Source organism: Micromonospora sp. WMMD975, from assembly GCF_029581215.1.
In the GTDB taxonomy this organism is placed as follows: domain Bacteria; phylum Actinomycetota; class Actinomycetes; order Mycobacteriales; family Micromonosporaceae; genus Micromonospora.
In genome coordinates, this window is sequence record NZ_CP120739.1 from 2,787,403 (window position 1) to 2,806,330 (window position 18,928).

The 18,928-nt window shown below is 73.3% G+C and carries 18 protein-coding genes; 6 read left to right on the forward strand and 12 right to left on the reverse strand.

Annotated elements, in window-relative coordinates; all coding sequences use genetic code 11:
* Positions 1-66 precede the first annotated feature (66 nt).
* The 5 genes from O7613_RS12100 (at position 67) to O7613_RS12120 (ending at position 5,819) form a co-directional block, all read left to right on the forward strand.
* Positions 67-1,566: an amino acid adenylation domain-containing protein gene (locus tag O7613_RS12100; RefSeq protein WP_282293882.1), complete on the forward strand. Its 1,500-nt coding sequence runs from the start codon at positions 67-69 to the stop codon at positions 1,564-1,566.
* On the forward strand, positions 1,566-2,099 hold the full coding sequence (locus O7613_RS12105) for a flavin reductase family protein (protein WP_281588669.1): 534 nt from the start codon (positions 1,566-1,568) through the stop codon (positions 2,097-2,099). Before O7613_RS12100 ends, O7613_RS12105 begins: the two co-directional genes overlap by 1 nt.
* Positions 2,096-2,938 carry an inositol monophosphatase family protein gene (locus tag O7613_RS12110; RefSeq protein ID WP_281588667.1) on the forward strand — a complete coding sequence of 281 codons (843 nt, stop codon included), beginning with the start codon at positions 2,096-2,098 and terminating at the stop codon, positions 2,936-2,938. Before O7613_RS12105 ends, O7613_RS12110 begins: the two co-directional genes overlap by 4 nt.
* On the forward strand, positions 2,935-3,891 hold the full coding sequence (locus tag O7613_RS12115; RefSeq protein WP_282293884.1) for a Gfo/Idh/MocA family oxidoreductase: 957 nt from the start codon (positions 2,935-2,937) through the stop codon (positions 3,889-3,891). Before O7613_RS12110 ends, O7613_RS12115 begins: the two co-directional genes overlap by 4 nt.
* 101 nt (positions 3,892-3,992) lie before the next feature.
* Entirely contained in the window at positions 3,993-5,819 is a 1,827-nt protein-coding gene (locus O7613_RS12120; RefSeq protein WP_282293885.1) for an AfsR/SARP family transcriptional regulator, read from the forward strand.
* Positions 5,820-5,875: 56 nt separating this feature from the next.
* Here O7613_RS12120 and O7613_RS12125 read toward each other — a convergent pair whose 3' ends face one another.
* The 9 genes from O7613_RS12125 to O7613_RS12165 all read right to left on the reverse strand — a co-directional run bounded on the left by O7613_RS12125 (position 5,876) and on the right by O7613_RS12165 (position 16,544).
* Positions 5,876-6,910, reverse strand: a complete 1,035-nt coding sequence (locus O7613_RS12125; protein WP_281588662.1) for a hypothetical protein — start codon at positions 6,908-6,910, stop codon at positions 5,876-5,878.
* 260 nt (positions 6,911-7,170) lie between these two features.
* On the reverse strand, positions 7,171-8,091 hold the full coding sequence (locus O7613_RS12130) for an ROK family protein (protein ID WP_282293887.1): 921 nt from the start codon (positions 8,089-8,091) through the stop codon (positions 7,171-7,173).
* On the reverse strand, positions 8,088-9,539 hold the full coding sequence (locus O7613_RS12135; protein ID WP_281588659.1) for a lyase family protein: 1,452 nt from the start codon (positions 9,537-9,539) through the stop codon (positions 8,088-8,090). The genes O7613_RS12130 and O7613_RS12135 overlap by 4 nt, the downstream gene beginning before the upstream one ends.
* A complete protein-coding gene (locus tag O7613_RS12140) occupies positions 9,536-10,507 on the reverse strand; it encodes an amidohydrolase family protein (RefSeq protein ID WP_281588657.1) in 972 nt (323 codons plus the stop codon). Before O7613_RS12140 ends, O7613_RS12135 begins: the two co-directional genes overlap by 4 nt.
* A complete protein-coding gene (locus O7613_RS12145) occupies positions 10,504-11,343 on the reverse strand; it encodes a creatininase family protein (RefSeq protein ID WP_282293889.1) in 840 nt (279 codons plus the stop codon). The genes O7613_RS12140 and O7613_RS12145 overlap by 4 nt, the downstream gene beginning before the upstream one ends.
* On the reverse strand, positions 11,331-13,115 hold the full coding sequence (locus tag O7613_RS12150; RefSeq protein ID WP_281588653.1) for an iron ABC transporter permease: 1,785 nt from the start codon (positions 13,113-13,115) through the stop codon (positions 11,331-11,333). The genes O7613_RS12145 and O7613_RS12150 overlap by 13 nt, the downstream gene beginning before the upstream one ends.
* A complete protein-coding gene (locus tag O7613_RS12155) occupies positions 13,112-14,185 on the reverse strand; it encodes an ABC transporter ATP-binding protein (RefSeq protein ID WP_281588651.1) in 1,074 nt (357 codons plus the stop codon). The genes O7613_RS12150 and O7613_RS12155 overlap by 4 nt, the downstream gene beginning before the upstream one ends.
* Positions 14,186-14,294: 109 nt before the next feature.
* Entirely contained in the window at positions 14,295-15,344 is a 1,050-nt protein-coding gene (locus O7613_RS12160; RefSeq protein ID WP_282293890.1) for an extracellular solute-binding protein, read from the reverse strand.
* 36 nt (positions 15,345-15,380) lie between these two features.
* Entirely contained in the window at positions 15,381-16,544 is a 1,164-nt protein-coding gene (locus O7613_RS12165) for an ROK family protein (protein WP_282293891.1), read from the reverse strand.
* Between the two features lie 600 nt (positions 16,545-17,144).
* Here O7613_RS12165 and coaD point away from each other — a divergent pair.
* Positions 17,145-17,654, forward strand: coding sequence for a pantetheine-phosphate adenylyltransferase (gene coaD / locus O7613_RS12170; RefSeq protein ID WP_282293892.1), 510 nt, complete (start codon positions 17,145-17,147; stop codon positions 17,652-17,654).
* 13 nt (positions 17,655-17,667) lie between these two features.
* Here coaD and O7613_RS12175 read toward each other — a convergent pair whose 3' ends face one another.
* The 3 genes from O7613_RS12175 to O7613_RS12185 all read right to left on the reverse strand — a co-directional run bounded on the left by O7613_RS12175 (position 17,668) and on the right by O7613_RS12185 (position 18,863).
* Positions 17,668-17,910 (reverse strand): hypothetical protein, encoded by a 243-nt coding sequence (locus O7613_RS12175; protein WP_282293894.1) that lies wholly within the window; start codon positions 17,908-17,910, stop codon positions 17,668-17,670.
* A gap of 66 nt (positions 17,911-17,976) precedes the next feature.
* Positions 17,977-18,165 (reverse strand): DUF397 domain-containing protein, encoded by a 189-nt coding sequence (locus tag O7613_RS12180; protein WP_282293896.1) that lies wholly within the window; start codon positions 18,163-18,165, stop codon positions 17,977-17,979.
* Positions 18,166-18,308: 143 nt separating this feature from the next.
* Positions 18,309-18,863 carry a GCN5 family acetyltransferase gene (locus tag O7613_RS12185; protein ID WP_282293898.1) on the reverse strand — a complete coding sequence of 185 codons (555 nt, stop codon included), beginning with the start codon at positions 18,861-18,863 and terminating at the stop codon, positions 18,309-18,311.
* Positions 18,864-18,928: the final 65 nt, after the last annotated feature.

The window sequence follows — 18,928 nt, forward strand, 5'->3', positions numbered from 1 at the left end:
CACCGACAACGCGGACCGCACCGACCGCACGAGGAAGGCCGACAGCACGAGGAAGGGAGTACCGCCGTGAGTCTCTACAAGTGGTTCCAGTGGAGTGTGGAGCGCGCGCCCGAGGCGGTCGCGTTGGAGGTCGACGGGCAGTCGGTGACGTACCGCCGGCTGCACGACCTGGCCGGCGGCCTCGCCGGGCGGATCCACGCCGAGGTGGGGCGGCGTCCCCGGGCGGTCGGCCTGCTGGCCGCCCGCAGCCTGCCCGCGTACGCCGGTTATCTGGCCGCGCTGCGTGCCGGCGCCGTCGTGGTGCCGCTCAACCCGGCGTTCCCGACCGCCCGCAACGCCGGGCTGTGCCGCGACGCCGGGGTGGACGCCGTGGTGGTGGACGCCGCCGGCGCGCAGGTCGCGGCCGGGGTCGCGGGCGGCGCCGCCACGGTACGGCTCGACGACGCGCCGGCCGGACCGGCGCCGGAGCCGGCGAGCGGTCCGGACGACGTGGCGTACCTGCTGTTCACGTCCGGGTCGACCGGGCGGCCCAAGGGTGTGCCGATCCGGCACCGCAACGTCGACGCCTACCTCGCCCACTGCCTCGACCGCTACCCGGTCGGCCCGGGCGACCGGCTGTCGCAGACCTTCGACCTGACCTTCGACCCGTCGGTGTTCGACATGTTCGTCGCCTGGGGCGGCGGCGCGACGCTCGTGGTGCCGCAGCCGGACGAGGTGCTGACGCCGGTGCGGTTCGTCAACGAGCGGCGCATCACCCACTGGTTCTCGGTGCCCTCGGTGGTGTCGCTGGCCCGCCGGATGCGGATGCTCTCCCCCGGCGTCATGCCCGGCCTGCGGCACAGCCTGTTCGCCGGTGAGCAGCTCACGCACGAGGCGGCGCGGGCCTGGGCGGTGGCGGCGCCGAACAGCGTGGTGGAGAACCTCTACGGCCCCACCGAGCTGACCGTGACCTGCGCCGCCCACCGGCTGCCGGCCGACCCGGCGGACTGGCCGGCGACCTCGAACGGCACCGTGCCGATCGGCGACGTGTACGACACCCTCGACGCGATCCTGCGCGACGAGGACGGCGGCACCGGCGGCGACGACGGCGAGCTGTGCGTCCGGGGGCCGCAGCGCTTCGCCGGCTACCTCGACCCGGCGGACGACGAGGGCCGGTTCGTCACGCACGCCGGGCAGCGGTACTACCGCACGGGCGACCGGGTCCGCCGCGAGCACGGCACGCTCGTGCACCACGGACGCCTCGACGACCAGGTGAAGCTGCGCGGCTACCGGATCGAGCTGGGCGAGATCGAGATGGTGCTGCGCGGCCACCCCGGCGTGGAGGACGCGGTGGTGCTGGCGCTCGGTGAGGGCGACGCCGTCACCCTCCAGGCGGTCTACACCGGCGCCGCCGGGATCGCCGCCGAGCTGGCCCGCCGCTGCGCCGACCGGTTGCCCGGCTACATGGCGCCGGCCCGGATCCACCACGTGGCCGCGTTGCCCACGAACGGCAACGGCAAGACCGACCGACGCCGCACCGCCGCCCTGGTCGGCGACGGGGCCGGCGGGACGAGAGGAGAACGGTGATGACCGGGATCAGCGAAGCGGACGAGCAGCAACTGGCGTTCCGGTCCGTCGCCGGGCGGTTCGCCACCGGAGTGGCGGTGACCACGGCGGTCGGACCCGACGGGCCGCTCGGGATGACCGTCAACTCGTTCACCACCGTGTCCCTGTCCCCCCGGATGCTGCTGGTCTGCCTGCGGCGGGACTGCCGGTTGCTCGGCGCGGTCCAGCGCACCGGCCGGTTCGCGGTCACCGTGCTCGCCGACGACCAGCGCGAGGACGCCGCCTGGTTCGCCAGCCGGGGCCGACCGACCGGCGCCGAGGGTTTCGCGGGTGTCGCGTACGACGCGGAGCGGGCGACCGGCTGCCCCCGGCTGACCGACGGGGTGGCGTACTTCGGGTGCGAGGCGGTGTCGGCCGAGCCGGTCGGTGACCACGCCGTGCTGATCGGGACCGTCCGCGCCGCCGGCCTGCTCCGGTCCGCGCCGCCGCTGCTCTTCGTGGACGGCCACTACGCGCAGGTCGCCGACCTGCGGGAAGCGGAGGTGGCGCGATGAGCGTCGGCGGCGCCCCCGGCGACCTGCGCCATCTCAGCCTGCGCGCGGCCCGGGCCGGCGCGGACGCGATCCGCCAGACACGCCACCACGGTTTCCGGACCGCCTACAAGGGAGGCGCGGCCCAGGATCCGGTGACCACCGCGGATCACGCGAGCGAACGTGCCATCCTCGACCTGCTGGCCCGGGACCGCCCGCAGGACGCCGTGCTGGCCGAGGAGTCCGGGCTCAGCGCCGGTTGCTCCGGCCTGCGGTGGATCGTCGACCCGCTGGACGGCACGTTGAACTTCAGCCACGGCGCGAGCCGGTACGCGGTGAGCGTGGCCGTGGCGGCCGGTTGCGACGTGGGCGACGGCGACGGCCGGGTGGTCGCGGCCACCGTCCTGCAACCGGCCAGCGGCGCCTTTCTGGTGCTCGACGGCGACGGCCCGCACGACGGCGACGCCCCGGTGGCGGTCAACCGGGAGGCGACGCCGGGGCACGCGCTGGTGGCGTTCGCGGTGCCCAACGCGCCCGCCCCCCGGCGGCGGGCCTACCAGGCGCTGGTCGACCTCGCGCCGCGCGTCGCCGACCTGCGCAACTCCGGCTCCACGGTGTGCGACCTCGCCTCGGTGGCCACCGGCGAGCTGGACGCGTTCGTCAGCTTCGACCCGGCCCCGTGGGACATCGCCGCGGGCACCGCGCTGGTCGAGGCCGGCGGCGGGGTGAGCCGGCGGTGGCGCCGGGACCGGACGACCGTCTTCGCCACCGGCGCGCCGGCCGTGGTGGAGGCGCTCGCCGACTGGCTGGGACCGGACCGTACCGGCCCGGAGGGCACCGACGAGGAAGGGGAACGACGATGACCAGGAATGACGAGTTCCGGCTGGCGCTCGTGGGCGCGGGCCGGATGGGCCGGCACCACCTGGCGGCGCTGGCCGGCAACCGGACGGTCCGGATCGGCCACGTGGTCGATCCGGTGCCGGCGGCGCGCGCGGCGGTCACCGCCGCCGGGCTGCGGGCGTACCCGAGTGTGTCGGATCTGCTCGCCGAGACCGTGCCGGACGGGCTGCTGGTGACCGCGCCCACCGGCCGGCACGGCGAGCTGGCCGCCGCCGCCGCGAAGGCGGGGGTGCCGGTGCTGTGCGAGAAGCCGGCGGGGCTGGACGCGGCCGAGGCCGCCGAGGCCGGGCGGGTGGCCGCCACCGCCGGCATCGGGTTCCAGGTCGCCTACTGGCGACGGTACGTGCCCGAGCTGCGGCGACTACGCGAGCGGATCGCCGGCGGCGACCTCGGTGAGGTGCTGTTCGTGGCGGCGTCGCAGTGGGACGGCGAGCCGCCCGCGGCGGCGTTCCGCACCGGCAGCGGCGGGATCTTCGTGGACATGGGCGTGCACGAGTTCGACCAGATCCGCTGGCTGACCGGGCAGGACATCGTCCGCGTCGCGGCGCAGCCGGCCGGGCCGGTCACCGACCCGGCGGTACGCGGACACGACGTGGACAGCGCGCAGGCGTTGCTCGGCCTCGCCGCCGGCGGCACCGCGCTCGTCTCGCTCGGGCGGCACTTCCCCGGCGGGGACATGGCCACGGTGGAGGTCTTCGGCACCCGGGGCCACCAACGGCTGATGTTCCTCGACCCGGCCGACGGCGACGCCACCATGTACGCGGCGCTGGCCCGCCAGGCGGAGGACTTCGCCGAACTGGTCCGCACCGGCCGGTCCGCGGGGGCCGGGGTGGCGGACGCGGTCGCCGTGCTCGACGCGGCGCACCTGGCGACGGCCCAGCTCACCCGGGCTCAGGAAGATAGCCCCGATCGGTGAGTCCTTTCACCATCTGGGGGCGGGTTAATCCCTAGTCACAGGTGGGAATTTCATCCGCCACAACACTGTGGACGGTACCGCGGAGCGAGGGACCAAAACCCATGCAGTTCAGTGTTCTCGGTCCGCTGACCCTGTCTGCGGACGACCACGCGATCACCCTGACCGGCACGAAACCACGCCTCCTGCTCGCCGTGCTGCTGCTCAGCCCGGGTCGTACCGTCTCCACCTCCCGGCTGGTCGACGGCCTCTGGCCGGACGCGCCGCCCGCGTCGGCGGTGCGCAACCTGCGCACGTACGTGCACCGGCTGCGGCAGTCACTCGAACGCGGCGGCGACTCGGCCGACCGGCTGGTCCACGACGGCCCCGGCTACCACCTACGGGTCGACGAGCACGAGCTGGACCTGCTCCGGTTCACCCGGCTCGCCGACGACGCGCGCCGGGCCGCCCGGGAGGACCGGCCGGAGGACGCCGCCGACCTGTTCGAGCGGGCGATCGAGCTGTGGCGCGGCCATCCGCTGGAGGACCTGCCGGAACTCGGCACCGAACTGGACGCCACCGTCACCGCCCTGCGGGAGCAGCACCGGGAGATGACCACCGAGCTGACCGACCTGCGGCTGCGGCTGGGCCAGCCGGCCCGGGTCATCCCGGCGCTGCGCCGGATGGTGACCGAGGAGCCCCTCGACGAACAGCGGCAGGCGCAGCTCGTCGTCGCGTTGACACTCGAGGGGCGCGTCGCCGAGGCGCTGGCCGCGTACCAGCAGGCCCGGCGCGGCATCGTCGACGAACTCGGCGTCGAACCCGGTCCCACGCTCCAGGGCGCGCTGCGCGTCGCGCTGGACGCCGACTCGGCCGCGATCCGGCCGCCGTCCGGCTGGCCGGCCGTGGTGGCCGGCCCCGGTCCCGCCGCGCCGCCGCCCGCCCCGCCCGGCGGCCGGCAGGCGCTGCCGATGAAGCCGCCGGCCCTGGTCGGCCGGGACACCACGGCCAGCCAGCTCCGCGCCATCGCCGAGGGGATCGCGGATCCGACCGGCGCGGACGAGCACGCCGGCGTGGTGCTCGTCTCCGGCGCGCCGGGGGTCGGCAAGTCCTCCTTCTCCGTGTCCAGCGGCTACGACCTGGCCGATCTCTTTCCCGACGGGCAGCTCTTCGTCAGCTTCGACGGTGGCGGGGAGCCGGCCCGCGGCAGCGGCGAGCTGATCCGGGAGCTGCTGGTCGAGCTGGGCGTGCCGCTGACGGACATCTCCGACGACCTCCGGGAGCGGGCCGCCGTGCTGCGCTGCGCGCTCGCCGGTCGTCGCCTGCTGCTCATCATCGACGACGTCGACTGCGCGCAGCAGGTGCGCCCGCTGCTGCCGGGCGCGGGCCGCAGCCTGGTGCTGGTCAACAGCCGGCAGCGCCTGCTGGACCTGGACGTCGGCTGGCGGCTGACGCTCGGCGCGCTGGACCGGGCCGAGGCGGTGGAGCTGCTGGCGGCGATCGCCGGCGAGGGCCGGGTCCGGGACCAGCCGGAGGTGTTCGGCCGGATCGCCGACGCCTGCGACCAGTTGCCGCTGGCGTTGCGGATCGTCGGCAGCCGGCTGGTCGCCCAGCCGGACGGGGCGCTGTCCGGCTTCGCCGAGCACCTGGAGGACGAGGAGCACCGGCTCGCGGAGCTGGTCGTCGGCGACATCTCGGTGCGGGACAGCCTCTCGGTCAGCTACCGAGGGCTGGACGTGGACGCCCGCCGGGCGCTGCGCGCGCTGGCCGCCGCCGACGCGCTGATCACCGCGACCAGCGCGGTGGAGATCCTGCGCCTGCCCCGGCAGCAGGCCAACCGGCTGGTCGAGCACCTGGTCCACCACAACATGCTGCTGCCGGTCGACTCCGGGTCCGGCCAACGCTTCCATCTGCCGGAGCTGCTGCGCATCTTCGCCAACGAGTGCGTGTAAGGAGGGGGCCCCGCTTAACGCTTCGCGTATAGGCGGGGCCCCCGGTTAACACTCGTCTACTTCAGGAAGCGGTCGAGCGCCGCCTCGATGGTGCCGCTGTCCGGCGCCGCGTACGACTTCATCGTCGTCTTGTTGTAGGAGATGAAGCTGGGGCAGCGGGCGGTGGGCGCGGTGACCGTGCCGCCGTCGCCGATCTTCTCGCCGGTCTTGGCGGCGTGGAACGTCAGCGTGTAGCGGGAGGAGATGTAGTCGACCGTGACGATCTTGCCGTCGGTGGCCTTGTACTGGCACTTCTTCGGCGTGCCCTCGCTGCCGTCGACCACCTTCAGGCAGCCGATCACCGACGCGCTGGCGAAGTCCGCCGACTTGACGTAGTAGCGCTTGTCCGAGCTGAACGACTTCTGCGACCAGTATGTCGGCCGGTCCGGGGCGTTGGAGAAGACGTACGCCTTGGCGTTCGACGGCCCGGTGTACGGGGCGGCGTTGAGGATCGAGCCGCCCTCGCACACGGCGGACATCTCGCTCGAGTAGCGGGCGGTCAGCGCGTCGTTGCTGGACGGCTCCTCCGGCCCGGTCGACTCCGGCGCCGACTCGGTGGGGGCCGGCGTCGAGCCGTCCGGCCCCGGGGTGGTGCTGCCGGACGCGACGGGCGTCGGGTCGTCCTTGTCGTCCCCGCCGAACGCGACGTAGGCGAGCCCACCACCGCAGCAGAGCAGCGTCAACGTCACCGCTCCGGCGGCGAGGCCGACGATCAGACCCTTCTTCGACCGGCCGGGCGGCGGGGCCGGCGCGAACGGCGCCGGCTGCCCCGGGTAGCCGGGCTGGCCCGGGTACGGCGCGCCGGCCTGCGCGCCGAACGGCGCGCCGGACCCCGGCTGCGCGCCGTACGGCGCACCGGAGGCGGGCGGCGTGCCGTAGGGCGCACCCGACGCCGGCTGCTGGCCGTACGGCGCGCCCGAGGCGGGCGGCGTGCCGTAGGGGGCGCCGGAGGCGGGCTGCTGGCCGTACGGGGCGTTGGGGTCGGGCTGGTTGCCCCACGCTCCGGCGTTCGGGTCCGGATAACCTCCGTAGGGAGGGTGATTGTCACTCATCTGAGGTTCTTCCACCTGTCGTCCGTGGTTCCGGCGATCAACCACCCGCAGCGTAATGACGGCTGCAAACTGACGCTCGCCGAAGTTCGATCACTCTTCACCGGCGGTGCCGGAGCCGTTCCGGTGCGTGCCCGACCGGCCTCCGCACCGGCCCGGCATCCGGGTGTCACCTGGTGGGATCCGTTGTCGCGCAACGGATCCCGGGTCCAGCGGCGGACATGTTCTGTGTCAGAAATGTGACGCACTTGACACCGGCCCGGTCAACGCGGCACCGGCACCGTGTCCCGCGCCAGGGCCAGCGCGCCGTACAACGCGGCGTCGTCGGCGAAGCGGGACCGCACCACGTCGGGCGGGTGCGGCAGGGCCTCGGTCAGCCGGTCGACGAGCATCCGCCGGATCAACGCGCTGCGCGTCACGCCGCCGACCAGCACGATCCGCTGCGGGTCGAGCAGCAGGCAGCAGGTCGCCAGCGCGCGGGCCGCCTCGTCGACCCGGGCGGCGAGCGCGTCGCGGGCCGCGCCGGGCCGCTCGGCGGCGGCGGTGAGCCCGGCCGCCCCGTCCGGCACGCCGAGGTCGGCGGCGAGCCGGTCCAGCGCCCGGCCGGAGAAGTCCAGCTCCAGCATCGTCCCCGGCCAGGGCGCGCCGGCCACCGCGTACCCGATCTCGCCGGCCGCGCCCCGGTGGCCGGGCAGCACCGCGCCGCCCACCGTGACGGCCGCCGCGATGCCGGTGCCGATCCCCACCACCAGGCCGGGGTCGACGCCGCGCAGGTCGCCCAGCCGCAGCTCGGCCAGGGCGGCGGCGTTCAGGTCGTTGTCCACCGCGACCCGCGGCACGTCCAGCGCCTCGCCGACCGCGTCGGCCAGGCGCAGCCGCTCCCAGCCGGGCACGTTCGGCGCCAGGTCGATGCCGTCCGGGCGGACCACGCCGGGCGAGGCCACCCCGGCCGCCGCGAGCGGGCCGCCGACCTCGCCGACCAGGTCACCGGCGAGCGCCAGCGCCCGGGCCAGCGCCTGCGGCGCGCCCTGCTCGGCATGGGTCGGCACCCGGCGGTGGGCCAGCAGCCGGCCGTCGGCGTCGGCCACTCCGACCGCCATCTTCGTGCCGCCGAAGTCGATGCCGAGCAGCAGTCCCGCGCCGCGCGTGTCGGCGGCCGGCGGGCCGGACAGCCGCACGCTCACCGGATCGAAATCTCGGCGGCGACGGCGTCCAGTTCCTCATCCGCCCGGCGCAGCAGGTCGCGTACCCCGGCCAGCCGGTCCGCGACCGGGTCCAGCGCGGACCGCAGCACGCCCACCTGGGCGCGGACCGCGGCGGCGCCCGGCCCGTCGGCCTGCGCCCGCTGGAGCACCAGCTCCGGCCGGACGGCGGCGGCGATCAGGTCGGCCACCGCCGCGTCGTCCAGCTCACCGGTGGTGTCGGCGGCGGCGGCGCGTACGCCCTCGGCGGTCCAGGTGTCCGGCCCGCCGGCCCGGACCAGCCGCCCGACGAGCGAGTGCGCGGCCCGGAACGGTACGCCGTGGCGGGTCAGCGCGTCCGCCGCGGCCGTGGTGGTGGCGCCGGAGGCGACGATCTCCTCCCGGCTGGGCGGGTTCAGCGGCGCGATCTCGGCGAGGAAGCCACCGACGAGCGCGAAGAAGCGTTCCGCCCGCTCGTTGCTCTCCCAGAGCCGCACCTGCACGTCGGTGGTGGCGTTGTTGGAGTCCTCCCACCAGGCGGCGCCCACGTTGTTGAGCACCGAGGCGGCGTCCGCCGCGGCCTGCCCGGCGTAGGAGACCAGGTGTTCCAGCACCACCGGATTGCGCTTCTGCGGCATGATGCTGCTGCCCTGGGTGAAGTCGCCCGGGGTGGTGACCCACTGCCAGCTCAGCCAGTCCATGAGCGTGCGGGCCAGCCGCGCGCCGGTGGCGAGCGCCCGCGCGTTGATCGTGCCGACCCGGACCAGGTGGTCGGCGCCGGCGACCGCCTCGTACGAGTTGGTGACCAGGCCGGCGAAGCCGAGCAGCTCGGCCAGCCGGGCCGGGGAGATGTCCAGGTCGGTGCCGGCGAACGCGCACGAGCCGAGCGGCGAGACGTTGAGTTGGTCGATCACGTCGGCGTAGGTGGCGGCCTGGCCGGCGAGCGCCTCGGCGTAGCCGGCGAGCGCGTGCCCGATGGTGGTGGGCTGGGCCGGCCGGCGGTGGGTGTAGCCGGTGATGACCACGTCGGCGTACCTGTCGGCCTGGTCCAGCGCGGCGCGGCCGGTGTCAAGCACCCGCTGGAGCACCTCGACGAGCTGGTCGCGCAGCAGCATCCGGAACACGCCGGCGTCCAGGTCGTTGCGGCTGCGGGCGAGCTGCACGTCCAGCTCGGACGTGGGGATGCCGCACGCCGCCGCGAGCCGCTTCTCCAGCAGGTAGTACGTGTCCTCGAAGCTGCCGTCGTACGCCGGCGGGGCGGTGGTGTCGGCGCGCAGCTCGGCCAGCCCGCGCAGCAGGCGGGCGCCGCGCTCGGCCGGGATCAGCCGCTGTTCGGTAAGCATCACCACGTGCGCCTGGCTGGCGCGCACCATCGCCGGGTAGAGGTGCCCGACGTGGTGGTCGTACGTCGGCGCCAGGTGGTTGCGCTGGTAGGTGGTCAGCGTGCTCATCGGGTTTCCTTCCGGTTCGCGGTCGGGCCGAGCAGCCGCTCGGCGTTCCCGGCGAAGATCGCGCGCAGGTGGTCCTCGGGCAGGCCCAGCTCGTGGCAGACGCGGAGCTGGTCGTCGAGGTAGCGGGTGACGTAGCCGCGCGGGAACCAGGACGAGTCGCTGCCGTAGACGATGCGCTGCGGCCCGATCGTCTCGTAGCAGCGGCGGAACAGGTCCTCGAGTGTGAGCTTGTACGGCATCCAGCGCACCCACTGGTTCGAGCCGGACGTGTCGATGTGGATGTTCGGGCAGCCCCAGGCGGCGAAGGACAGCTCCTGCACGTGCTGGACGCCGAAGTGCGGCACCACCACGGCCAGCTCGGGGAAGCGGCGGGCCATCCGGACCAGCTCGTCCGGCCCGCCGTACCGGCCCACGGGCAGGCCACCGGCGCTGCCGTAGTGACCGATGTGGATCAGAACCGGGACGCCGAGGCGCTGGGCGGTGGCCCAGAGCGGGTCGAGGTCGGTGTGGTCGAGCGGGCCGCGCAGCAGCGGCGCGAACAGCTTCAACCCGCGCAGCCCGCGCTCGGTGACCGCGCGGTCCAGCTCGGCGGCGGCGTCCGGGCCGTACGGGTCGTGGTGGGCGAAGCCGAGCAGCAGGTCCGGGTGCCGGTCGACGACGTCGGCGAGCGCGTCGTTGCCGCCGCCGGTGACGAAGACCGCCCGGCGCACCCGCGCCGCGCGCAGTTCCTCGGCCCACCGGTCCGCCTCGTCCTCCCAGCGCTCGGCGGGCGGCTCCGGGTCGGGGAAGCTCCAGGCCCGGCGCCACTGCCGGGAGTACGGCGCGGACCCGGCGGCCCGCACCGCGCGCTCGGGTGCGCCGCCCGGGTGCATCCCGGCGGCCTCCTCGCAGGCGTGGATCGTCTCGTCGGCGCCGATGCGGAAGTGCATGTGGAAGTCGACGACGTCAAGCCCCCGGTCGACGGTCATGCGCGCTCCTCACCCGATGAGTCGGGCAGCGGGTCGGCGGTGGGCGGGGCCGGCATCGGGGCGGCCACCCAGGCGGTGACGATCTCGCGCAGCCGCTCGCCGGCCGTGGCGCGCACCGTGCGGCCGGCCTCCTCGGTGGCCCGCGAGACGTGCCCGGACCAGCCCTGCCACGGGTCGGGCCGGGACTCGACGAGCACGTACGGGTGGGTCACCGGCAGCTTCGGGCGCGGCGGCAGGTCGGTGGCGGCGTCCAGGCGTACCGTCTCCGGCGCGAAGCCGAGCACTCCGGACGTCTCGTACGCGCCACCGTGTCCGCGAGCGATCACGTCGCCGTACAGCTCGCCGGTCTCCGCCGGGGTGACCAACTGGAACCAGTTGACCAGCAGCAGGCTCGCGGTGCGCCGCCCGGAGACCCACTCCATCGCGGCCCGGACGGTGGACATGTTGGCGTCGTGGCCGTTGACCACGAGCAGGCGGGGGAAGCCGGCGGCCACGATGCCCTCGATCACGTCGGCGAGGTAGCCGACCGCGATCTCCGGTCGGATCGCCACCGTCCCCGGCCAGGGCCGGGTCTGCCCGGGGCAGGCCGCGTAGGCCACCGGCGGGAACAGCACGCCGCGCGGGCCGGGGCCGGGCGCGGCGCTCTCGGAGGCGAAGCCCTCGGCGAGGATGAGGTCGGCGCCGAGCGGCAGGTGCGGTCCGTGCCACTCGACCGCGCCGACCGGCAGCACCGCGAAGTCGGCCGCCGCGACGACCGCGGCGAGTTCGCCGCCGGGGATCCCGGCGGCGGGCAGCAGCCCACCGCCGGCCGGCCAGAGGTTCGTCACGCTGTCCATTTCACTGCCTCCCGGGCCGCCCGGCCGCCGCTCTGGAGCCGGCCGGAGATCACCATCACCACGAAGATCAACACCACCTGGAGCATGCCGTACGCGGCGGCGGTGCCGACCTCGAACGAGTACATCCGGTTGTTGATCTCCACCGAGATCGGCGCGGTCTCCGAGGTGTAGATCAGCACCGAGGCGACGAACTCCCCGACGCCGTTGACGAACGCGAGCAGCGCGCCGGCCAGCACGCCCGGCAGCATCAGCCGCAGCGTGACCGTGCCGAACGCCCGCCACCAGGACGCGCCGAGGTTGCGGGCGGCCTCCTCCAGCGACGGGTCGAGCTGGGCCAGCGTGGCCGAGCTGGACCGGAACACCAGCGGCAGGAACCGCACGAAGTACGCCAGCGGCATGATCCAGAAGGTGCCGATCAGCACCTGGCCGAAGCTGAACGCGTTGCCGGTGCTGAACGCCGAGATCAGGTTGATCGCGACCACCGTGCCGGGCAGCGCCCACGCCAGCATGACCGCCACGTCGAGCAGGCCACGCCCGCGGAAGTCCAGCCGGCGCACCGCGTACGCGATGAGCACGCCGACCACGACGCAGCCGAGCGTGGCGAGCAGGCTCATCTGGAGCGAGTTGACGATCGGCCGGTAGGCCCCCGGGTCGGAGAAGATGGTGGTGAAGTTCTGCGTGGTGTAGCCGGACGGGATGACCTCGGTGGTCCACGAGCCGTCCTGCGAGAACGCCACCAGCGCGATGGTCGCCACCGGGGCGAGCAGCACCACGACGGCGAGCAGCGAGGCGGCCAGCGCCAGCCAGCGGGCGAACGGGTTGGTCAGCTCGCGGCGGTGACTGGCGACGCCCTTCGACTGGGAGCGGTAGCTGCGCCGCCCCTCGTACCAGCGCATGCCGAGCAGGAACAGCACCGACACCACGGCCAGCACCGACGCGTAGGTCGAGGCCATCGGCAGGTCACCGTTGGTGCGGTTGATGTAGATCTGCATGGTCATGGTGCGGTCCACCCCGAACAGCAACGGAGCGGTGTACGACGCCAGCGACGTCATGAAGACCAGCAGCGAGGCGGAGACCAACGCCGGGGTGAGCATCGGCAGCAGCACGGTGCGCCACACCCGCACCCGGCCCGCGCCCAGGTTGTAGGCGGCCTCCTCCACCGACGGGTCCATGCCGGTCAGCGCGGCGGACGCGGCCAGATAGAAGAACGGGTACATGGTGAACGTGTGCACCACGAGCACACCGGCGATGCCGCTGAACGGCAGCACCGGGTTCTCCGTGCCGAAGAGCTGTTGCAGCGCGCGCGGCAGGATGCCGGTCTCGCTGTAGAGGAGCTGGAACGAGATCGCCCCGATCAGCGGCGGCAACGCCGCCGGCACCAGGATGATCGCCTCGATCAGCCGGCGGCCGGGGAAGGAGAACCGCTTGAGCAGGAACGCCATGGCGACGCCGACGATGCCGCAGAGCAGCACGCTGGCGGCGGAGATCAGCAGCGAGGTGAGCAGCGCGGAGCGGGCCACCCCGTCGCCGGTGAGGAAGCGGGACCAGTTGTCCGGCCCGTCCACCCCGACGCTCTCGCCGAACGTGGCGAGCATCGGCTGCACCACGTAGCCGAAGAGGATCAGCACCAGCGGGAACACCAGGACGTACGGGAACCAGCGCGAGTTGGCGCCGATCGTCGGGCGGCGGAAGCGCCGGCCGCCCGGGGGCGTGGGGTCCTCGGTGACCGGCGGGACGGTGGCCGCGCTCGGGGTCGCGGGGATGGTGCTCATGCACTCACCACCCACATCCGCTCCGGCGGCAGCCGCAGCCCGACCTGGTCGCCCACGGCCAGCCCGCCCGGCACGTCGATCGCGGCCACCTGGACCGCCTCGCCGCCCACGTCGACGAGCAGGTTGGTGGCCATGCCGGTGAACTCCAGCTCGGTCACCCGGCCGCTGAGGATGCCGTCGTCGGTGGGCGGGCCGAGGGTGATGTGCTCGGGGCGTACCGACACCAGGGCGGTGGCGCCCTCGCGGAGCCCGTGCTCGGCGGGCGCGGCGACCGGGACCTGCCAGCCGCCTGGTAGCGCCACGGTCACCGTGTCCGGTCCGGCGCTCACCACCGGCAGGCTGAGCACGTTGCTGCGGCCGATGAACCGGGCCACGAACGAGGTGGCCGGCCGGTGGTAGATCTCCTGCGGCGTGCCGACCTGCCGGACCCGCCCGGACTCCATCACCGCGATCCGGTCGGACATGGCCATCGCCTCGGACTGGTCGTGCGTGACGTAGAGCGCGGTGGTGCCGGAGTCCTTCTGGATGCGGCGGATCTCGACCCGGGTCTCCTCGCGCAGCTTGGCGTCGAGGTTGGACAGGGGTTCGTCGAGCAGCAGCGTGCGGGGCCGGATCACCAGCGCCCGGGCCAGCGCGACGCGCTGCTGCTGGCCGCCGGAGAGCTGGTCGATCCGCCGGTCACCGTAGCCGCCCAGGTGGACCTCGCCGAGCACCTCGTCGACCCGCCGCTTGGCGTCGGCCCGGCCGACCTTGCGGATCTTCAGGCCGTACGCCACGTTCTGGGCGACGCTCATGTGCGGGAAGAGCGCGTAGTTCTGGAACACCATGCCGGTGTCGCGCTTGTTCGGCGGCCGGTTGGTGACGTCCTCGGCGCCGAAGCGGATCCGGCCCGAGCTGGGGAAGTAGAAGCCGGCCACCATGCGCAGGGTGGTGGTCTTGCCGCAGCCGCTCGGGCCGAGCAGGGTGAAGAACTCCCCCGCGCCGATGCGCAGGTCGACGTCGTCGACCGCCGCGGTGTCGCCGGCGCGTGGGAAGCGCTTGCTCACCGACTCCAGCGTGACATCGATCATGATGTCTCTCCTTGCGTCCGGTAACCGGGTCCGACCGGTGACGGGTGGGGGCGGTTCGGGAGGCGACGGCGGTACGCCGGGCGCGTGGTGCGCCCGGCGTACCGTCCGGTCAGCCCTTGTTCTTGATCTCGCTGTTCCAGTGGTTGATCCACTCGGTCTCGTTCTTGCCGACCACGTCCCAGTCGACGTTCATCGGCTTGAGGTTGAGCTGGGCCAGCCACTCCGGCTTCTCGGCGATGTCGATGGCCGGGATCTGGAAGTAGTCCTTGGCCAGCTCGGCGCGGAGCGAGTCGTCGAAGAGGAACTCCAGGAACTTCTGCGCGCCCTCGCTGTTGCCGCCCTTGACCTGGGCCAGGCCGTCGACCAGCACCGGAGCGCCGGAGGCCGGCATCACGTAGCCGAACGGCATGTTCGCCTGGTTGGCCTGGAGCAGGATGTCCTGGAGGTTCCAGGCGCTGAGCGTGCCCTGCTGGCGGGACAGCTTGAGGTAGAGGTCGGTCGGGTTGGCCGCGTACGCGCCGGTGTTGGCGTCGAGCTTCTTCAGCCAGTCGTAGCCGGGCTGCGGGTTGCTGCCGTCGGGCGACTTCTGCTGGATCATCGAGGCGTAGATCGACCGCATGGTGCCGGACGCCGCCACGTCCCGGATGATGATCTTGTCTTTCCACTCCGGCTTGAGCAGGTCGTCCCAGTCCTTCGGGGCCTGCTCCGGGGTGAGCGCCTTGTTGTTGTACATGATGACCTCGGGCAGCAGGATCTCGCCGAACCACCGGCCCTGCGGGTCCTTGTACGCCTCGTCCATCTTGTCGGCGAACGCCGGCTGCCAGCCGGTGAGCAGGTCCTCGGACGCGCCCGCCGCGAGGCCCTGCTGGGTGCCGCCCCACCAGACGTCGGCCTGCGGGTTGGCCTTCTCCGCCCGGACCCGCTCCAGGATCTCCTGGGCGCCGAGGTTGAGCACCTCGACCTTGCCCTGGTACTCGGGGTACTTGGCGGTGAACTTGTCGACGACGAAGGTGGTCACCTTCTTGTCGCGGGCCGTGTAGATCGTCAGCTTCTCGGCCTCGCCGGAACCGGAACCGGAGTCACTGGAGCCGCCGCCGCAGGCGGTGCCGGTGGCGAGGACGGTGGCGAGCGCACCGGCGAGCAAAAGTCGACGTCTCATGGGGTACCTCCGAGGGTGTTTTGAGTGGTCAGGCGGTCAGGGAGCGGGTAACAGGGTGGACAAACCGGACGCGGCGGCGGAGAGCGCGTAGCTGATCGCGCCGTGCAGCACCGCCTGGTCACCGAGGACCGCACGGCGGACCTCGGTCGGGCTGGGCGCGCCGAGGGACACCAGCGCCTGGAGCCGCTCCACGGCGTCGTCGTCGAGGTCGGCCGCGGCGCCGCTGAGCAGCACCCGTCCGGGGTCGATCACGCACGCGCAGGAGACGATGAGTCGGGCCCAGGCGGTGAGCACCTCGGCCAGGTACGCGGCGGCCCGCTCGTCGGTGGCGGCCAGCTCGACGAGCGCCCGCACCGGCGCGGACGGCCGGCGGCCCGGCGCGAGGGCCACCACCCGCTCGGCGATCGCGCCGGCCGACCAGCGCGCCTCGAACGGGCCGATGCCGTCGTGCCCCCGGTCGGCCGGGTCGAGCGGCAGGAAGCCCACCTCGCCGGCCGCGCCGCCGGCACCCCGGCGGACCTGCCCGTCGAGCACCAGGCCCGCGCCGATGCCGTCGGCGACGTGCAGCAGGAGCAGGTCTGCCACGTCGGTCCCGGCGCCGGCGGCGTGCTCACCGGCGGCCATCAGGTTCACGTCGTTGTCGATCACCACCGGCACGCCCAGCCGCCGCTGCACCGACTCCCCCACCGGGCGCGCCTCGACCAGCCCGACCGAGGGGGCGAGCCGGACCGCGCCGCCGGTGGAGACGCCGGGCGCGGCGATGGCCACGCCGCGCAGCGCGGGCAGCCCGTCGCCGGCCAGTTCCGGCACGGCGGTGCAGATGAGGTCGACGATGTCACCGGTACGCCGCACCGCGCGGTGGCCGATCACGGCGCCGTCGCTGTCGGCGATCTCGCAGCTGATCCGGGCCGGCTCCAGCGCGACGGCGGCGACCAGCTCGGCCCGGGGGTTGAACTCCAGCATGGCGCGGGGACGGCCGGCGCGGGAGGCGCCGGGGCCGCGCTCGATCAGGTAGCCCTCGGCGATCAGGTCCCGCACCAGCGGGGTGAGCGTGGCGGGGCTCAGCCCGGTCAGCTCGGTCAGCTCGGCACGGGACAGCACCCGGGCCGAGCGGGCGGCGGAGATCACGCTGCTGCGCTTGATCTCCTTCGACCGCTCTCGGCTCACCGGGCTCGTCGGTGGGGTCACCACGTCTGTCACACTTCCTTCCTACGGCGAACGAACTATTGCGTCAAGTCACGATCTGGTCTCGCGGGCCCGGCACCTCGGCCCGCGAACTGGACAAATGGCAGCGATGAGCGCGTCCGGACGAGTCTGGCTCCGCCGATGCCACCACCTCGGCACCCACGATCAACCCGCCTTTAGTTCGCGTCACGAAGAAATACCGTCGCGCCCTTCTCCTGAGCGCCGTGATGACCCTGCCATTGAGGACAGTCACCCTTCCGGCCGGGGCGTCGACCAGCCGCCGGCAACTCTCCGGCGCCCGGCTCTCCGGTGCCCGGCTCTCCGGTGCCCGGCGCCCGGCGCCCGGCTCTCCGGTGCCTTTCGAGCTGAGAGCAGAAACGACTCACCCGACCGCACCCTCGACCAGGCCCCCTTTGGGTGCGCTTGTTGTCGCTCCCGCGACAACAAGCGCACCCAAAGCCCTCGCTCGTCGCCGCCCGCCCCCCGCTGCAAGAAACGGGCGATGCCGCCCGCACCGCTACCGTCGCGACCGAGATCCTCGCCGGTCCCTGCCTCACGCCGGCCGGCGATCAGGTCGGGACACCAACCGCCGGTGGCGGCACCTACAGTCGGGCCATGCGGACCGAGACAGCCGAACCGGTGACACGCTCACGCCCGGCGCGGCGGACCGCGGGGCGCGCGCCCGTCCGGGCCGTCTATCCCGGCACCTTCAATCCCTTCACGCCCGGACACCTGGACGTGGTGGAGCGGGCACGCGCCCTCTTCGACGAGGTGATCGTGCTCGTCGCGGTCAACGGTGACAAGCAGCCGGGCAGCGACCCGGAACAGCGGGCCGCCGCCGTTCGGGCCGTCCTGCCGACCGGGTGGACCACGGTGACCGTGGCGGCGTGGAGCGGGTTGACCGCCGCCTACTGCCGTCGACACGGCGCGGGAGTGATCGTGCGAGGTGTGCGGAACACCACCGACCTCCAGGCCGAACAACGGCTCGCCGCGATGAACCAGTCGTTGGGCGTCCCCACCGTCTTCCTACCGGCGCGGCCCGAGCTGGCCGCCACATCTTCCACTGCGGCACGAGCGACCGGACAGGGGACTCTCCGAGGTCATCGCCGTCGAGGCGCCGCTTGACGTACCTGTGGAACTATGCGGATGGGATCGTCCGGGTGGCTTGGACGGCGCGGCGCAGCCGACCGTCGGCAGCCAACTCCCCGAACATGTAGACGGTCAGCATGTCCCGTACCGCGTCGATCTCCCGGGGACCGACGGCGACGTTGCCACCCTGCGCACGCCGGCCCCGATCCGCGATCTCCTGCCAGGATTCCAGTGGAACAGCGAGCGCCGCCAGCGAGTACAGGGCGGTGAGCCCGAACGCTCGTCGCTCCAAGTTGGCTCCCGACTGTCAGAAGATCGTGGGGACCGCGAACAAGCGCTCTGCAAGGCGGTAGTCAGGCTACGGGCGCTCGCCTCGCAGCTTCAGGTTGTCGACGAACGCGCCCCAGGCCGCGGTGTCGAAGCTCAACATCCCGGCCGCGGGGGCCTTGGAGTCGCGCACGTCGACCACGACGCCCCGGTCCCGCACCTCGACGCACTGCCCGTTGCTTCCGGATCGGCTCGACTTGCGCCAGGCGTCACGTTCCATGCTTGCTCAGCTCCTTGATGAACGTCACCGACTCGGCCGGCGACCGTGCCAGCGTCTTCAGATTGTCGTACGCCGCCGACAGCCACACCAGGTCACGGCTCGATCCTCAGGCAGATCACGCATCGACGGATGACTCGGCCCGCTCAGGCTGCCTCGGTCTTGAGTCGGCCGTCCCGATAGGGCTGGGAAGGCCGCTGAAAGCACGCACCGGAGACGCGCGACTCGATGGTGCGAACGTGCCGGAAGCTCTGTCGGCGGTAGTAGTCATGCAGGCGGCGGTTCGTGGTCCAGGCGTCGAGCCGCAGCCAGGTCAGCCCGGCGTCGTACGCCCGACCGCCGGCCCAGTCCAACAACTCGCCGCCGAGATTCTGGCCCGCATGAGCGAGTGGGATGATCATTTTGGCTGCGTACAGCGCGTCGGCCGGGTCATCCTCCGGATACCACAGCGCCTCCGGATCCCGGTCCGGCTTCCACAAGCCGTCCACGTCCACATAGGCGGTGAGCGTGATGGTGGCTACCGGCTCGTCACCGTCCCAGACCATCCACGTCTGCCCGGCGGAGACGGTAGCCGCCACAGCAGTTCGCGGTAGCGCGATCGACCACTGCTCCTCGCCCCGACCGGACAACCATGCCACCCGCTCGCGTCGCCAGCGCATGATCTGGTGGACTTCCCTCAGAAGCGCCGGCGCGATGATCATTTGCTCATCGCCCGGGGAGTAGGGTCTGCGAACCGGCCGGACCGCAGCACCCGCGCTTGGAGACA

Excerpts from the sequence above, each read along its gene's own strand:
- O7613_RS12110 (WP_281588667.1), top strand. The coding sequence starts at position 2,096 with ATGAGCGTCGGCGGCGCCCCCGGCGACCTGCGCCATCTCAGCCTGCGC.
- O7613_RS12140 (WP_281588657.1), bottom strand. The coding sequence starts at position 10,507 with ATGACCGTCGACCGGGGGCTTGACGTCGTCGACTTCCACATGCACTTC.
- O7613_RS12160 (WP_282293890.1), bottom strand. The coding sequence starts at position 15,344 with ATGAGACGTCGACTTTTGCTCGCCGGTGCGCTCGCCACCGTCCTCGCC.
- O7613_RS12145 (WP_282293889.1), bottom strand. The coding sequence starts at position 11,343 with ATGGACAGCGTGACGAACCTCTGGCCGGCCGGCGGTGGGCTGCTGCCC.
- O7613_RS12180 (WP_282293896.1), bottom strand. The coding sequence starts at position 18,165 with ATGGAACGTGACGCCTGGCGCAAGTCGAGCCGATCCGGAAGCAACGGG.
- O7613_RS12150 (WP_281588653.1), bottom strand. The coding sequence starts at position 13,115 with ATGAGCACCATCCCCGCGACCCCGAGCGCGGCCACCGTCCCGCCGGTC.
- O7613_RS12120 (WP_282293885.1), top strand. The coding sequence starts at position 3,993 with ATGCAGTTCAGTGTTCTCGGTCCGCTGACCCTGTCTGCGGACGACCAC.
- O7613_RS12125 (WP_281588662.1), bottom strand. The coding sequence starts at position 6,910 with ATGAGTGACAATCACCCTCCCTACGGAGGTTATCCGGACCCGAACGCC.
- O7613_RS12185 (WP_282293898.1), bottom strand. The coding sequence starts at position 18,863 with ATGATCATCGCGCCGGCGCTTCTGAGGGAAGTCCACCAGATCATGCGC.
- O7613_RS12105 (WP_281588669.1), top strand. The coding sequence starts at position 1,566 with ATGACCGGGATCAGCGAAGCGGACGAGCAGCAACTGGCGTTCCGGTCC.
- O7613_RS12115 (WP_282293884.1), top strand. The coding sequence starts at position 2,935 with ATGACCAGGAATGACGAGTTCCGGCTGGCGCTCGTGGGCGCGGGCCGG.
- coaD (WP_282293892.1), top strand. The coding sequence starts at position 17,145 with ATGCGGACCGAGACAGCCGAACCGGTGACACGCTCACGCCCGGCGCGG.
- O7613_RS12135 (WP_281588659.1), bottom strand. The coding sequence starts at position 9,539 with ATGAGCACGCTGACCACCTACCAGCGCAACCACCTGGCGCCGACGTAC.
- O7613_RS12155 (WP_281588651.1), bottom strand. The coding sequence starts at position 14,185 with ATGATCGATGTCACGCTGGAGTCGGTGAGCAAGCGCTTCCCACGCGCC.